Here is a 15,013-nt window from a genome sequence, read left to right as displayed (position 1 = left end):
AAGAATAGCATGGAATGGGCGCGCAGGTTCTCACATCCTGTCGCGATTCATCGATGCGACTGGACGCCGGTCGCCGGCGCGGCGTTAACCGATTGGCAACCTTGTCCCGCATTGATCGAATTTCGGGCAGGCTGGACCATCACACGCTCTGGATGCATCTGATATAAATTGCAGTGTGTGCGGGTCACTCGGGATACGGGATTTCGGCTCCAATTCTGTCTCCTGATGGGTATCTCTGGTTGTGTCGGAGCGCCACAAACCTTGTGGGCAGGCTCGCCAGCCTTCCACCGCGGAATGTGTATTGGCCGGATTAGCGGGTCAGGCCCGGCGGAGGGTGGCCCGGAACAAGATACCTTTTTTTCAGAAACTAGGCCGATGAATTGAAATGCGAGTAGGTGAGTGAGGCGGATAATGCGGCCTGTGAGGCCAACAGGATCGAAGAAACTGCCGCGCGTACGCCGGGGCCGCGTGCCGGTTCGGCGAGACCAGCCCACTCCCAAGCTCAGGCCGCGGACGCCTTCGCAGGCAGCCGAATCCGCAGAGGTTGCGCGAACACGGGCGGAGGCCGAGGCGGCGATCGCCGAGGCACGCAAGGCCCATGAGCGGCTGATCGAGGCGATCGACATCCTGCCCGAGGGCATCGTCTTCCTCGATGCCGAGGCCCGCTACATCCTCTGGAACAAGAAATACGCCGAGATCTACCGCCGCTCTACCGACCTGTTCCGGCCCGGCGCAAGGCTGGAGGACACGCTTCGCATCGGCATTGGACGCGGCGACTACCCGGAGGCGATCGGCCGCGAGGAGGCCTGGATCGCCGAGCGCATCGAGCGGCTGTTTCACCCCAAGGGACGCTACGAGCAGAAACTCGCCGACGGCCGCGTCATCCTGATCGAGGAGCGGCTGACCGAGGATGGTGGCAGCATCGGCCTGCGGGTCGACATCACCGAGCTGAAGCAGCGCGAGGCCTCGTTCCGCCTGCTGTTCGACGGCAATCCAGTGCCGATGATCGTCTGTGCCGTGGACGACGGGCGCGTGCTCGGCGTCAATGATGCGGCTACCGAGCATTATGGCTACAGCCGGGCGGCATTCGAACAACTCAAGCTGCGCAACCTGCAGGCCTTCGAGGACGAGCCGCCCTGGGCGGACGAATCCTCCGGCGACGAGCAGGCGGCGCGAACCTGGAAGCATGTGCGCGCCGACGGCACGCTGATCGATCTTGCGATCTACTCGCGCCACCTCGTCTACCACGAACAGCCGGCCGTGCTGCTGGCGCTGATGGACATCACCGAGCGCAAGCGTGCCGAGGCGCGTCTGGCCTTTCTGGCTCAGCACGATGCGTTGACCGGCCTGCCGAACCGGAATCTGTTGCGCCAACAGATGGACGAGGTGCTGCTGCACACCCGCCGCTCGTCCGAGAAGGTCGCCGTGCTGGTGCTCGGGCTCGATCATTTCAAGTCGATCAACGACACGCTCGGCCATGCCGCCGGCGACAGGCTGCTGCGGGCGGTCGCCAAGCGGCTGCGTTCGGTGCTGCGCGACGAGGACATCGTAGCGCGCCTGGACTCCGATGAGTTCGCGATCGTCCAGGGCGGCCTGGCCCGTCCCGACGACGCCGCTCAGCTCTGCCGGCGTCTGCTGGCGGTGATCGCCGATCCCTATCTGCTGGACGGCAATACTGTCGTCATCGGCGCCACCATCGGTATCGCGATGGCGCCGTCCGACGGCGACGACGCGGAGAAGCTGTTGAAGAATGCTGACATGGCCCTGTCGCGCGCCAAGAAGGAGACGCGCGGCACCTTCAGCTATTTCGAGACCGGCATGGACGCGCGCGCGCAGGCGCGCCGCAAGATCGAGATCGAGCTGCGCGACGCGATCCAGCGTGACGTGCTGCAACCGCACTATCAGCCGCTGATCGACCTCTCGACCGGGCGGATCACAGGTTTCGAGGCGCTGGTGCGCTGGCCGCATCCGGAGCGCGGCATGGTGCCGCCGGCGGAGTTCATTCCGGTCGCCGAGGACACCGGGCTGATCGCCTCGCTCGGGCGGCTGATGCTGCGCCAGGCCTGCCACGATGCCGCGAACTGGCCGGACGAGGTTCGGGTGGCGGTCAATCTGTCGCCGCTACAGTTCAGGGTCGGGAACGTGCTGTCGCTGGTGATGGACACGCTGAAGCAGACCGGCCTGTCGCCGAGGCGGCTGGAGCTGGAGATCACCGAGACGCTGGTGCTGGAAAAGAGCAGCCAGGTGCTGGCGACCTTGCATGCGCTGCGCGCGCTCGGCGTGCGAATCTCGATGGACGATTTTGGCACCGGCTATTCGAGCCTGAGTTACTTGCGCAGCTTTCCGTTCGACAAGATCAAGATCGACCAGTCGTTCATCCGCGATCTCGCCGCAAATCGCGAGGCGCAAGCGATCGTCCGCTCGATCATCAGCCTGGGCAAGGGTCTCGGCGTCACCATCACCGCCGAGGGTGTCGAGACCGAGGCCGAATTCCGCTGCCTGCGCGCGGAGGGCTGCCATGAAGGGCAGGGCTATCTGTTCAGCCGGCCGCGGCCGAACGCAGACATCGTCGCGCTGCTGCGGGCGCAATGCGGCGCCGATGCGAGCGGAGCCGAGACGCGGGTGGCGTGACCAGGCACCGGTTCGCGGACCGTTGCTACTTCCGCTGCGTCCCGCGCTTGTGCAGATGATAGGTTAGTGCCCGGGCGATGCAGTGGCGCAGCTCGGATTCGGGAAGCGGCTTCGCGGTGTCGAGGAGGATGCTCCGGTTGCCGCCATAGGTCAGCGCGGGGTAGAGCTCCCGGAAGCCTGCGACCAGATCGGTCTGGCAGTGGAAGTAGATCGCGACCAGGTCCGGCGCCGACTTGACCCGATCGATGCGGATGGTGCTGCCGCTGCCGGTCTCGCTCGTCAGATAGCTCGGCTGTCCCCATCTGAGCGCCTCCTCGATCGCACCGACACCCTTGGTGGTGCGGGCGGTGCCAAGGATCAGGCGTCGGAGCGCTTTCAGCTTTGACCGGATGCGCGGGGGATACGATTCGAAAACCGCGGCAACGGCGGCATCTGATGAGTGCGCCGCAGATCGCCGGTCCGCGTGCGTGCGGGATCTTGCGGTGGTGGCCACGGCGTTCCCTTCCGTTCCAATGGGCGCGAGCCTATCGCAACGGATAGAGCATGTCCCTTCCGAGCGATCTGATTCTTAAGTATGCATTCGTCTTCATCAGTCTAGCAGCGAGCTCGCTGCAACCTCGCCCCGCTTGCGGGGAGAGGTCGGCGCGCAGCGCCGGGTGAGGGGGTGCAGGTCTAACAAACTCACACCAACCAAGCGTCTGCCCCTCACCCCAGCCCTCTCCCCGTGAAGGACGGGGAGAGGGAGCGCACTGCATCCTGCGAAAACTTAAGCCGCCTTGCGCAGGCCCGCCAGGAACGTATCGATGCTGGTGAACAGGTCGTTGGCGTGCCGGCCGAGCTCGCCCGCCGCTGCCTTGACGCTGTCGGCAAGCTGGCGCGACTGCTCGGCGGCGTTGCTGGCGCCAGTGACGTTCTGCGACACCTCGTTGGTGCCGGCAGCCGCCTGTTGGACGCTGCGCGCGATCTCGCGGGTCGCCGAGCTCTGCTCCTCGACCGCCGCTGCGATCGTCGCCGCGATGCTGCTGATCTCCTGGATCGTGCCGCTGATGCCGCCAATGGCGTTGACGCAGTCGGAGGTGGCGGCCTGGATCGATGAGACCTGACCCGCGATCTCCTCGGTCGCCTTGGCGGTCTGCCCGGCAAGCTCCTTCACCTCGGACGCAACCACCGCAAAACCGCGACCGGCCTCGCCGGCGCGCGCCGCCTCGATGGTGGCATTGAGTGCCAGCAGGTTGGTCTGGCTCGCGATCGCGTCGATCAGACGCAGCACGTCACCGATCTTTTCCGCCGCTGCGGCCAGGCTGCCGACCATTTCCGTGGTCTGCTTGGCCTTGATGACGGCAGCATCGGCGACGTTGGAGGAATGCGCCACCTGACGGCCGATCTCGGTGACCGAGGAGGCGAGCTGCTCGGAGGCGGCGGCGACGGTCGAGACGCCGGTCGAAGCCTCTTCTGTCGCTGCGGCCGCGGCGGCTGCGCGCAGCGAGGTGCCGTTGACGCTCGACGTGATTTCGCCGACCACACGCTCCATTTCCGCGGTGGCCTTGGCCACCGCGGTGACGACGCCCTTGACGTCCGTCTCGAAGCGATCGGCCATCTGCCGCTGCAGCATCCGCTTCTCCGCATCGGCCTTGTGCTGCGCCGCCTCCTGTGCCTCGCGCAGGTTCTGCGTCTCGATCATGTTGCGGCGGAAGACGTCGACCGCCTGCGCCATCGTGCCGAGCTCGTCGCGGCGCTCGCCGCCGGGGATCGCGACGTCGGTATCTCCGCTCGACAGCCGGTGCATGACCGCCGTGATCGCGACCAGCGGGCGCGAGATGCCGCGGGCCAGGACCAGCGCGATCAGCATGGCGACGGCCAGGATTGCGAGCGTGCCGAAGATCAGCTCGCGTTGCGCGCTCGCGGCCGCCGCCTCATAGGCCATGGTGTCCTTGATGACCTCGAGGATGGCGACCGGCTCGCCGGCATAATTCTTGATCTGGCCGACATAGAGCGCGGCCGGGTGTCCGCCGAGCGTGGCCTCGCGATGGACCGGCTTGCCGTCGAACACGGCCTTCAACTCGTCCTGAGTGGAGACGACCTCGTCGAAGGTCGAGGACAGCCGCTTGAACTGGCCATCGTTGAACCAATAGACGGCGAGATCGATGCCGAAGCGCTGCTTGGCGCGATCGACGAATTCCTTGCCGAAAGCCGCGCCGACATCGACGGTGGCGATCGCCTTGCCGTCGCGCATGATCGGCGTCATGCCGAAGATGCCGAGCGAAAGCCGGCTCTGCTCGACACCGGCAATCTGCCGGCCGGTGCTGTTGGCCTGGACGACGGTGATGCGCCGCTTGGACGTGTCATCGCCGAAAATCTTCGGCTCGTGCACGCGATAGAAGTTGGTCGCAGGCGGTGACCAGACATTCACCAGTGGAATGTCCAGTGCCTTCAGCTCCTTCATGGCGCCGCCGAGCAATGCGCCCAACGCATCGCGATCGCCCTTGGTGAAGGCTTCGGCGATCGGCGGCATTGCGGCGAGCGCCGCGCTCAGGGCCAGCGCGGTGCGGCCTTCATAGTCGATGCCTGCCGTGACACTGTCGAACTGCAGCTTCAACTGCTGCTCCAGCGCCAGCCGGGTCAACGACCGCTGTTGCAGCACGGAGAAGGTCCCGAGCACGCCGCATGCGATCGCGACCATCAGAGACAGCGCCAGGATCAGGCGCGCCGAGATCGATCGAAGTTTAAACATTGGGAGAGCCCTCGCAATTGCGAGGAACCGTCCCAGACAGTTATTAAGGATCAACTACGGAAATTTACGGGAAACGCTACTTTCGTACCCTTTTTTAGCCCGGCAGGCACGCCGCGCAGCATACCTGCCGCTTGGCCGCATCTGACCGCCTGAAATCGGCTCGCCTGATTGCGCGCCGCAGCAATTCGCCGGTCTCGCCGTCTGGGGATGATCGGCTCCCCCGTCCTCACGCCGTCTCGATCAGCGCCTTGCCGACGTCTTCATAATGGCTGTCGCGGGCCTGAAGCTGCTGCGCAATGGCATGCATGTCGCGCAGGCGCCGCTCGAACGGGTTGGCGCGGAACACCGCAGTCGCCCCCGCCATGTGGTAGGCGGTGTCGACGATGGCGGTCGACTGATGAATGGTCCAGGTCGTCGCCAGCCGCACGGCGTTGCGATGATAGGCGCTCAGCACGCCGGTTGCGGTGAGGTCATGCCACGTCGCCTCCGCGGTGGCGTAGAGATAGGCGCGGGCCGCGCGCAGGCTCGCCTCGGTGCGGGCGATGAGGCTCTGCACTGCGTGGTTGTCGCGCATGGCTTTGAGGCCTTGCGGCGTCTTGGAGCGCGCCAGCGCGATCGCCGCATCCAGCGTCGCGCGGGCGACGCCGAGCGAGAGCGCCGAGAAGCCAAGGCTGTAGACCGAGTTGGTGGGTATCTTGTAGAGCGGGCCGTGCTCGCGCAGCGCGCTCGGCTCGTCGCGCAGCGCAGCGAACCGCTCCGGCACGAACAGGTTCTCGACCGAATAGGAATCGGTGCCGGTCGCATTGAGCCCGATCACGTCCCAAACCGAGTGCATCGTGGCGCTTGCAGCCGGAAACAGGATGGTGCGCACCTCCGGCGTGCCATCCGATTTCAGGCGCGGCGTGCCGTCGGCCTCGACAACCCGCACGTGAGCCCCCAGCCAGCCCGCCTGCCGCGAGCCCGAGGCGAAATCCCAGCGCGCATTGGCCAGATAGCCGCCGTCGACAGCCGTCACCTCATGGTTGATGGCGCCCCAGGCCAGGATGCCCGGCGGCGCGTTGAAGATCTCATTTGCAGCGTCATGATCGAGATAGGCTGCGATCATGGCGCAGACCGCGCATTGCCCGAGGCACCAGGCCGTCGAGGCATCGGCGTTGGCGATTTCCTCCACCATCTCCATGAAAATGGCCGGCGGCGCCTCCGCACCGCCAAGGCTTTGCGGCAGCAACGCACGATACAGCCCATTCTCGATCAGGGCTGAAACCACAGGCTCGGTGAGCCGCCGGTTCCGCTCACCCTCGGCCGCCTCGTCTGAAATCAGGGGCTGTAGCGCTCGTGCGCGCTCGATCAGCCCCAGCGCCGGAAGCCTGTTCATCGCGTTTCCTCGCCCTCTTGTCGGGGTCTATGGAGGTGCGATGGTGATCCATCTGGCGCGCGAGGGCAAGGAGGGAGCGGACGACGCGGCAGGCGTTCGTGATCTGCCCGACCCGGCGATCCCACAGGGTGCGGCGCAGCCCGGTGGGCCGTGGAATCACCTGCGCGGAAAACCAATTCGCCAGCAGGGCGCGCCTTTTCGTCGCATGAGCGGTACGGAGAGCAATCACGTTACGATCGTAACTCGCCGCCACGCGGTCCGTCCTTCGCACCTTCATGGTGCAGGGGCCTCAGGCCCTTCGCGAAGTTCCGTTTCCAGGTAAATCCTGCAAACTTCGAAGGAAATGCCTCCAGCTGCGATCAGTCCGGGGTCGTCGATTGAGCGACCGCCAGTGCTCGCCGCGGGCGACGTCGCTCGGCGGCGACGATACTAATTACCAATTGTATTTTAGCGATCGCGGCACGCGCAGCTAGCAATCCATTAATATCGCCTTGATAGTTCGGCGTCACGATAAAACAGAGGCTGAGTACGAGTAGATGCGACATCTGACCGTCTATCAGCGCCTGGCGACAATCATCGCGGTGCTGTCGATCACCCTGCTGGCCGTGTCGGCGATGCAGATTCTTGTGCTGCGCGATGCGGTGCTGGAGGAACGACGAACCACCGTGCATGATCTGGTGGACGCCGCGACGCGCATTCTCACTTACTACGACAATGAGTCCAAGGCCGGCAAGATCGCGCCGGAGCAGGCGCGCCAGATGGCCTTCGCTGCGATCGGCGCCATTCGCTGGGGCCAATATGCCGATTACATCGGTATCTACGGCACCGGCCCGGCCGATGCCGGCGTTACCTATGTCCACAGCAATCCGAAATACATCAACGTCAACCGCTGGGACTTCAAGGACAACACTGGCAAGCTCCTGATCCAGGACATCGTGCGCGCGGCGCGTTCCGGCGGCGGTTTTGTCGAGTACATGGCCCCGCGTTCCGGCGGCGGCGAGGAGAAGCGCAAGCTGTCCTATGTCGGCTCCTTCGGCACCGGTGACAAGATGCTGGCGATCCAGGCCGGCGTCTATGTCGACGACATCGACGCGGTGGTCTACCAGCGCGCGCTGTGGTCCGGCATCGGCGGTCTGGCTGGACTCGCGATCGCCGGGCTGATCGCATTCTGGCTCGGCCGGGGCATCGTCGCTCCGCTCGAGACGACCTGCCAGGCGATGGACCAGCTGACCAAGGGCAACCTCGCCTTCGATGTGCCGTTCACCGACCGCAACAACGAGATCGGCCGCATAGCGCGCAGCCTGCAGGTGTTCAAGGATCATCTCGCCGAAACCGACCGGCTGCGCACCGAGCAGGAAACGGCCAAGCAGCGTGCTGCCGAGGATCGCCGCGCCGTGCTGACGCGCATTGCGGACGATTTCGAGCGTTCGATCGGCAGCGTGATCCAGGGTACCGCGACGGCCGCCAGCGAGCTGCAGTCATCGGCGTCATCGATGTCGACGATCGTCGAGGGCACGACCGACCAGAGCGCGAAGGTTGCTGCTGCGGCCGAGCAGACCGCCAAGAACGTGCAGACGGTCTCGGTCTCAGCCGAGCAGCTCTCATCGTCGATCGAGGAGATCGCGCGCCAGGTGACGCAGTCGTCCTCAATTGCGAAAGACGCGGTGGAGCAGGCCACACGGACCGAATCGATGGTGCAGCAGCTCGTCGATGCCAGCCAGAAGATCGGCGAGGTGATGGCACTGATCCAAACCATTGCGGGACAGACCAATCTGCTCGCGCTCAATGCCACCATCGAGTCGGCGCGGGCAGGCGAGGCCGGGCGCGGCTTTGCCGTCGTCGCCAGCGAGGTCAAGGCGCTGTCGGCGCAGACCGCGAAGGCGACCGAGGACATCACCAGCCAGATCCAGGCAATCCGCGATGCCACCGGCTCGACCGTCAATGCGATCCGGGAGATCGGCACGACGATCGGTCAGATGAACGAGATCACCGAGGCGATCTCGGCCGCGGTCGAGGAGCAGGGTGCCGCAACGCGCGAGATTGCGCGCAGCGTGCAGCAGGCGGCGCAGGGCACACAGGGCGTCATGCAGCACATCGTCGGCGTGCGCGAAGCCTCGGGCCAGGTCGGCGCCGCGGCGGCGCAGGTGCTGAGCGCGGCCGGCCAGCTCGGCGCGCAGTCGGCGCAGCTCAAGGGCGAGACCGGAAAATTCCTCGGCAATGTCCGCGCGGCGTAAGCCGCGTGCCTGTCAGCCGGCTGTTTGACCGGGTGAATAGGAGAAGATGCTGGCGCGCAGCAGATGGTGCGCTCCCTCTCCCCGTTCTTACGGGGAGAGGGGTGGGGTGAGGGGCAGACGCCCGATCGGTGTCAATTGTTAGACCTGTACCCCGTCACCCGATCGCTTCGCGCATAGCCGAAGCTTCGCTTCGGCGTTTGTTAGACGGGCGCCGAAGGCGGCCTATGCTCTCCCCGCAAGCGGGGCGAGGTTATAGCGACCGTGCGGCTAGATATGCGCACACCTAGCGCGAAGTAGATGACCTCACGCCGCGTCATCGTCGGAATGGAGCGGCGGCACCAGCGTCGCCACCGCAACCGGGCTATGCGTGGGCGGGTAGAGATAGAACGCCATCAGCGGCATCTGCTGATGGGTGGCGAGCGGCTGCAGCAGCGTGCGGGCGATGCGTCCTGCTTCCGGATAGGCGCCGGCCCAGCCCGCGAAGCTCGAGGCGACGATTTCGAACGACAGGATCGCGGTCGCGATCTGCACAAAGCCCTCGTTGGCCTTCTTGGCGCTTCGGGATGTCGAGGCCGCCTTCAGCAGCTGCCGCAGCTCCTGGTGGCTCTCGATGAAAGGACCAAGCCCGGACTTCCATAACACATCGGGTAAAGTCGCGTATCCGTGCACCCGGTGGTAGCTCTCGATCAGGCTTCTGCACTGCTTACTGAGACCGGCGGGCACGAATTGCAGATCGATAGTGCCGACCTGATCTACGCGATCGAATTGCACGAGAGCTTCATCCTGACTTCCGCCGCGTCGCTCTCGCCGCGGATCGTGCACGGTCGCGAGCGATGTGGCGGCGCAGCTATAGCTTCGATCGGTATCGAAGTGAATTTCGCTTTGCGAAAAATGTTCGTGAACTCTGGCGCTATGACGAAAGCGCCACACGTCGAGCTACGCGAGTCCTCTCGGTTGCGAGCGATCGTGCAGGGAGCATCGGTGAAGCATACCGTTATAACGACTTGCAGCTACCAACATCCGGAACTCATCGCGGATGCACCGCTGCTTCACGAGCCTGTCATCTTTCCTCGCGACGCTGCCGCGCCGGGTGTGAGGTCGCGTTCCCAGCCGAACACGGAGCGGCCATCGAGGTCGGGCGAAGCGGCGCGCTCGGTCGCGATGAAGGCATCCAGCGAAGGCCCGGTTGCGACGCGTTCCAGCTTGCGCGCCTGATCGTCAAGGCGCTTCAATGCGCCGAGCTCCTCCTCGCGACCGAGCTTCGCACGCGTGACCGCAGCTTTGAGCACGCGGATGGTCTCATCATAGACCTTGATCGGCACCGGATAGGGATGACGGTCCTTGCCGCCATGGGCGAGCGAGAAGCGTGCAGGATCCTGGAAGCGATAGGGCGCGCCATGCACGACCTCGGCGACCATCGCCAGCGAGCGCACCGTGCGCGCGCCGACGCCGGGCGTCAGCAATAGGTCAGGGAAATCGGCCGGGCCTCGCTGGCTCGCCGCGGCCAGCGTGCCGTGCAGACGGCGGGCGAACACGTCCTTTGGCCTGACGTCGTGATGCGCCGGCATGACCAGATGCGGCAACATGGCTTGCGCGGGCGCAGGCTCTGCCGTGCTCATCCGCTCGAATTCGCTCACGATGCGGTCAGGACCGAGTGCGGTCAGAAGGTCGAGCTGAGCGTTGCGCGAGGCTCCCGCGCGATGGTCGGTGAGATTGACGATCTCGCCCTGGCTCGGTCCGTCGATCGCCGCATGCGGCGCGTCGACGAAGCTGGTCAGGCCTTGCGAATGCCAGTGATAGCGGCGAGCCTGGCGCTTTTCCCCATTCATGCCCTGCTGCACCACGACCCATTTGCCGTCATCGGTGACGACGAAGCCGTGCAGATAGAGATCGAAGCCGTCCTGCACCGCGGCGCTGTCGACTTTGGCGACCAGCTTGCTGGTGCGCACGAGCCCCTCACCGTCGAGACCGAGACGGTCGCTTAACACGCGAAGCTCGTCGGGTGTCTTGCGCGAATGCTCGCCGCGGCCGCCGCAGACATGGATGCCGAGCTCGCCCTGCAGCGGCTTCAGCCCGCGCTTCAAGGCGCCGATCACGCTGGTGGTAATCCCGGAGGAATGCCAGTCCATCCCCATCACGGCGCCGAACGATTGGAACCAGTAGGGATGCGCCAGCCGCGCGAGGTATTCGTCGCGGCCGTAATGATGCACGATCGCCTGCGTGATGACGGCGCCGAGCGAGGCCATGCGGGTGCCGAGCCAGGCCGGCACACGCCCCGAATGGAGAGGAAGGTCGGCGCTGCCGCTGCGTCGGGCCATGCTGTCCTTGAAATGAGTCTGCCGGCCGGGTTCTAGCAGAACCGGCCGGCGAGATCATCTCATTCGATACTGCCGTGAGCTAATGCGCGCCTGCACCGCCTGCTGCCCGCTTCACCTTCCGGGTCAGCAGCACGGCGATCGCGGCGATCACCAGCACCGCGCCGATGACAGCGAAAGTATCGCTATAGCCCATCACCAGGGCTTGCCGCTTGACGGACTTGCCGAGTGCGACCACGGCCTGCTGCCGGGCCGACGCCGGATCTGGCATGCCGTGGGCCATGAAGTAGCTCGTCATCTGGGCGATCCGGCTGCGCACCTCCTCGCGGCCGAGCGTCACGCTCTGGCCGATGATGTTGGAGTGGAACTGCTCGCGCTTGGTGACGATGGTGGCGAGCACCGCGGTGCCGATCGCGCCGCCGAGATTGCGCAGCATGTTCGAGATGCCGGAGGCGGCCGCGGCGTCTTGCGGCGCGATCTCGCCGGTCATGACAGAGGTCAGCGGCGTCAGCACCATGGCCTGACCAACGGCGCGAACGATGTTCGGGATGAAGAGCTGGTCGCCGGCATAGTCGGGCGACATCGCGGTGTTCATGAAGCAGCTATAGGCGAAGATCAGAAGACCCGTGATCGCGACATAGCGGGTATCGAAGCGCTGCATCAATTTCGGGATCAGCGGGATCAGGATCAGTTGTGGCAGCCCGGTCCAGGCCAGCACGGCGCCGATCTGCTCGGAATTGTAGCCCTGCGCCTGGCCGAGATAGGCCGGCAGGATGTAGACGGAGCCGAACAGCGCGAAGCCGACCATGGTCATCGCGACCACGCCGAAGGCGAAGTTGCGTCCCTTGAGCAGGCGCAGACGGATCAGCGGCTTCTCGACGGTGAGCTCGATCCAGATGAACAGCGTGAGGCTCACCGCCGCAACAGCAGCGAGGCGAAGGATGAAGGGCGAGGCAAACCAGTCATCCTTGTTGCCCTCCTCGAGCACCGTCTGCAGCGCCGACAGCCCGATCGCCATGGTCAGGATGCCCAGCCAATCGCCGTCCTTCAGCAGCTTGAGCTGCACCGGCGCCCGCTCCAGCGTCGCATAGAGTGCGCTGACCATGACCGCCGTCGGCAGCACGTTGACGAAGAAGATGGTGCGCCAGCCGTAAGTCTCGGTGAGATAGCCGCCGATGGTCGGGCCGATCGCAGGAGCAAAGGTGACTGACAGCGCAAAGATCGCAAGTCCCGTCGGCTGCTGCGGCTTCGGCAGCTTGGTCAGCACCAAGGTGAAGGCCATCGGGATCAGCACGCCGCCGGCAAAGCCCTGCAGGCCGCGCATCGCGATCATCGACGGCAGGTCGTGGGTGAAGGCGCAGGCGACCGAGAAGGCTGCGAACAGGGTCGCGCTCGCAAGCATGTAGATGCGGAACGAGAACACGCGGCTGAGATAATCGGTGAGCGGGATCACCACGATCTCGCCGATCAGATAGGAGGTCGAGATCCAGGAGCCGTTGTCGGCGCCGGTGCCGATGCCGCCTTCGATATTGAGAAGTGAGGCGTTGGTGATCTGGATGTTCAAGATTGCCATGAACGAGCCGATCATGGCGGCGAGCACGGCGATCCACGTTGTGAGGCTGGCGCGGTTGGGATCGGCGACGGCTTGCATGGGCGGGTCGCGGGAGAGCGGGGAGGCAGCGCGTGGCGCCGCGAGGCTGGAGCTGGTCATGTCAGTTCACTCCGGCGGTCTTGATGGTGGCGCTCGGCGAGCGCGAGGGGGCGACCGGCGCGGCATGCGCTTCGGTGGTCTCGCGGGTGGCGATGGTCGGCACCACCGACATGCCCGGGCGCAGCGTGATGTGATTGGCATTGTCGCTATCGAGCGCGATGCGGACCGGGATCCGCTGCACCACCTTGGTGAAATTGCCGGTGGCGTTGTCAGGCGGCAGCAGCGCGAATTCCTGGCCACTGGCCGGGGCGAGGCTGTCGACGTGACCGTGCACGACCTGGCCGGGGAACATGTCGATCTCGACATCAACAGCCTGGCCCTGGCGCACATGGGTGAGCTGCGTCTCCTTGTAGTTCGCCACGATATAGGCGCTGTCGACCGGCACCACCGACATCAGCTGCGTGCCCGCGGTGACATATTGACCGACGCGCAAAGTGCGGTTGCCGACGACGCCGTCGATCGGCGCTGATATCGTGGTGTAGCCGAGATTGAGCTCGGCTTGATTCTCCACTGCCTCGGCACGCGCCACCGCCGCACCGGCCTGCACGATCTCAGCTTTGAGATAGTCGAGCTGCTTCTCGGCCGAGGTCAGGCTTGCCTCGTCACGTGCCAACGTGGCCTGCGCGCTCGCGATTCTCGCCTGTGCCTGCTGCGCGTTCTGCACGCTCCCTGAGCCGGTCGCGGCGAGATCGGTGTAGCGGCGGTTCTCCTGGGCTGCGAAGGTGACATTGGCGCGGTCGACGTCGAGCGTCGCATGCGCGGCGTTGATGACGGCCTGCTGCACGTCGAGTTGGGCCTGCTTGCTGGCGAGCGCGGCCCTGGCCGCCGAGACGTCCGCCTTGGCCTGATCGAGCGCGACCTTGAAGTCGCGGGCGTCGATCCGCGCCAGCACCTGGCCGGCCTTGACGCGTTCATTGTCGCCGACCAGCACCTGCTCGAGATAGCCCGTTACCTTCGGCGCAATCGTGGTGCTGTCGGCCTTCACATAGGCGTCGTCGGTCGAGACCAGGTATTGCCCGACGGTCCAATAGTCCCAGCCATACCAGGCTGCGCCGGCCAGCACCGCGAGCGCCGCGCCGGTCATAAGGAACTTGCGGATGGTGAGCCGTCCGGCGGCCGGGACGGCGGCATCCGCCGGCGCAGACACGGCGCGCAGGTCGGGCTGCAGGGGGGCCGGAGCAGCCGGCTGGTCGATCCGAAGGGTGGTCTGTTGGGCGGTCATGGCGTTCTCTCCCTCTTTGCTCCCCAGTCGGGAATTGGGAAACTTGACAGTTTCCAAAATAGGCCCCACATTGGAGCTGTCAATGGAATGACAGGCATCATGTAAAAGCATGGCTGAACCAGAATCTTCTCCCGACCGGCGGTGCCGTGGCCGTCCGCAACTGCGGAGCGACGACGAGACACGTCAGATCATCTACGAGGCCGCGCGGCACGAATTCGCAGCCAACGGTTTTGCCGCGACCTCGACCGAAAAGGTCGCCCGACGCGCCGGCGTTTCGACCAAGACGCTGTATAGGTTGATCCCGACCAAGGCCGAGCTGTTCGAGGGCATGGTCGTGGATCGGCTCGACCGCTTCTTCGCCGATGTCAATTTGCGCACGACGATCCGTTACGATGATATCGAGCATGCTCTGACTGCGGTGCTGCTCGCCTGCATGGATCTGGTGCTCGATCCCGAGGTGGTCGTGCTCCAGCGCATCGTGCTGCAGGAGGCGGGCAACTCCAGCCTGGCGCGGACCTACTACAAGGATGGGATCCAGCGTACGGCATCGGCGCTCGCGGCCTGGCTGAGGCATCAGGTCAAGCAGGGCCTGATCGACCTTGATGATGCTGAGGAGGCTGCGGGCATGCTGATCGGAATGGTTGCGTCGGCACCGCAGCGCGCGGCGATCTATGGCGGGCTGCCGCTGCCCTCGCGCGCGGAAATCGAGCGGCGCGCCGCGACCTGCGCCGCCTTGTTTCTGCGCGGCTGCAGGGCGGATCGGCGCGAGCGCAGCACGACATAGATCTAGCGCC

10 protein-coding genes are annotated in these 15,013 nt (G+C 65.3%); 3 read left to right on the top strand and 7 right to left on the bottom strand.

All coding sequences use genetic code 11. The features are described from left to right. Positions 1–411: 411 nt before the first annotated feature. Positions 412–2,631, top strand: a complete 2,220-nt coding sequence (locus P6U24_RS34985) for a putative bifunctional diguanylate cyclase/phosphodiesterase (RefSeq protein ID WP_407156928.1) — start codon at positions 412–414, stop codon at positions 2,629–2,631. A 25-nt stretch (positions 2,632–2,656) separates the two neighbouring features. Here P6U24_RS34985 and P6U24_RS34980 read toward each other — a convergent pair whose 3' ends face one another. From P6U24_RS34980 to P6U24_RS34970, 3 genes are all read right to left on the bottom strand, one after another. Beyond that, complete coding sequence (locus P6U24_RS34980) at positions 2,657–3,124, bottom strand: DUF1801 domain-containing protein (RefSeq protein WP_407156927.1); 468 nt, start codon at positions 3,122–3,124, stop codon at positions 2,657–2,659. Positions 3,125–3,397: 273 nt separating this feature from the next. Then, entirely contained in the window at positions 3,398–5,362 is a 1,965-nt protein-coding gene (locus P6U24_RS34975; RefSeq protein ID WP_407156926.1) for a methyl-accepting chemotaxis protein, read from the bottom strand. A gap of 226 nt (positions 5,363–5,588) precedes the next feature. Continuing rightward, the gene (locus P6U24_RS34970) at positions 5,589–6,737 is read right to left on the bottom strand and encodes an acyl-CoA dehydrogenase family protein (RefSeq protein WP_407156925.1); all 1,149 of its coding nucleotides are present in this window, start codon (positions 6,735–6,737) and stop codon (positions 5,589–5,591) included. A gap of 536 nt (positions 6,738–7,273) precedes the next feature. On the opposite strand from P6U24_RS34970, the gene P6U24_RS34965 reads away from it, so the two are divergent. Next, complete coding sequence (locus tag P6U24_RS34965) at positions 7,274–8,971, top strand: methyl-accepting chemotaxis protein (RefSeq protein ID WP_407156924.1); 1,698 nt, start codon at positions 7,274–7,276, stop codon at positions 8,969–8,971. 303 nt (positions 8,972–9,274) lie between these two features. Here P6U24_RS34965 and P6U24_RS34960 read toward each other — a convergent pair whose 3' ends face one another. From P6U24_RS34960 to P6U24_RS34945, 4 genes are all read right to left on the bottom strand, one after another. Further along, a complete protein-coding gene (locus P6U24_RS34960; protein WP_407156923.1) occupies positions 9,275–9,742 on the bottom strand; it encodes a hypothetical protein in 468 nt (155 codons plus the stop codon). 278 nt (positions 9,743–10,020) lie between these two features. After that, positions 10,021–11,289, bottom strand: coding sequence for a DUF763 domain-containing protein (locus P6U24_RS34955; RefSeq protein ID WP_407156922.1), 1,269 nt, complete (start codon positions 11,287–11,289; stop codon positions 10,021–10,023). A gap of 79 nt (positions 11,290–11,368) precedes the next feature. After that, positions 11,369–12,937, bottom strand: a complete 1,569-nt coding sequence (locus P6U24_RS34950) for a DHA2 family efflux MFS transporter permease subunit (protein WP_407160700.1) — start codon at positions 12,935–12,937, stop codon at positions 11,369–11,371. 61 nt (positions 12,938–12,998) lie between these two features. After that, positions 12,999–14,219, bottom strand: coding sequence for an HlyD family secretion protein (locus tag P6U24_RS34945; RefSeq protein ID WP_407156921.1), 1,221 nt, complete (start codon positions 14,217–14,219; stop codon positions 12,999–13,001). Positions 14,220–14,328: 109 nt separating this feature from the next. Between P6U24_RS34945 and P6U24_RS34940 the strand changes: the two genes are divergently transcribed. Then, positions 14,329–15,003 (top strand): TetR/AcrR family transcriptional regulator, encoded by a 675-nt coding sequence (locus P6U24_RS34940; protein WP_407156920.1) that lies wholly within the window; start codon positions 14,329–14,331, stop codon positions 15,001–15,003. Positions 15,004–15,013 lie beyond the last annotated feature (10 nt).

This window comes from Bradyrhizobium sp. STM 3557 (assembly GCF_045571465.1).
Taxonomy (GTDB): domain Bacteria; phylum Pseudomonadota; class Alphaproteobacteria; order Rhizobiales; family Xanthobacteraceae; genus Bradyrhizobium.
This window is presented reverse-complemented; position numbering and strand designations above follow the sequence as displayed.

Bases quoted from the DNA above. Each gene is read 5' to 3' on its own strand.
- P6U24_RS34965 (WP_407156924.1), top strand. From the start codon at position 7,274: ATGCGACATCTGACCGTCTATCAGCGCCTGGCGACAATCATCGCGGTG.
- P6U24_RS34985 (WP_407156928.1), top strand. From the start codon at position 412: ATGCGGCCTGTGAGGCCAACAGGATCGAAGAAACTGCCGCGCGTACGC.
- P6U24_RS34940 (WP_407156920.1), top strand. From the start codon at position 14,329: ATGGCTGAACCAGAATCTTCTCCCGACCGGCGGTGCCGTGGCCGTCCG.
- P6U24_RS34955 (WP_407156922.1), bottom strand. From the start codon at position 11,289: ATGGCCCGACGCAGCGGCAGCGCCGACCTTCCTCTCCATTCGGGGCGT.
- P6U24_RS34945 (WP_407156921.1), bottom strand. From the start codon at position 14,219: ATGACCGCCCAACAGACCACCCTTCGGATCGACCAGCCGGCTGCTCCG.
- P6U24_RS34970 (WP_407156925.1), bottom strand. From the start codon at position 6,737: ATGAACAGGCTTCCGGCGCTGGGGCTGATCGAGCGCGCACGAGCGCTA.
- P6U24_RS34975 (WP_407156926.1), bottom strand. From the start codon at position 5,362: ATGTTTAAACTTCGATCGATCTCGGCGCGCCTGATCCTGGCGCTGTCT.
- P6U24_RS34950 (WP_407160700.1), bottom strand. From the start codon at position 12,937: ATGCAAGCCGTCGCCGATCCCAACCGCGCCAGCCTCACAACGTGGATC.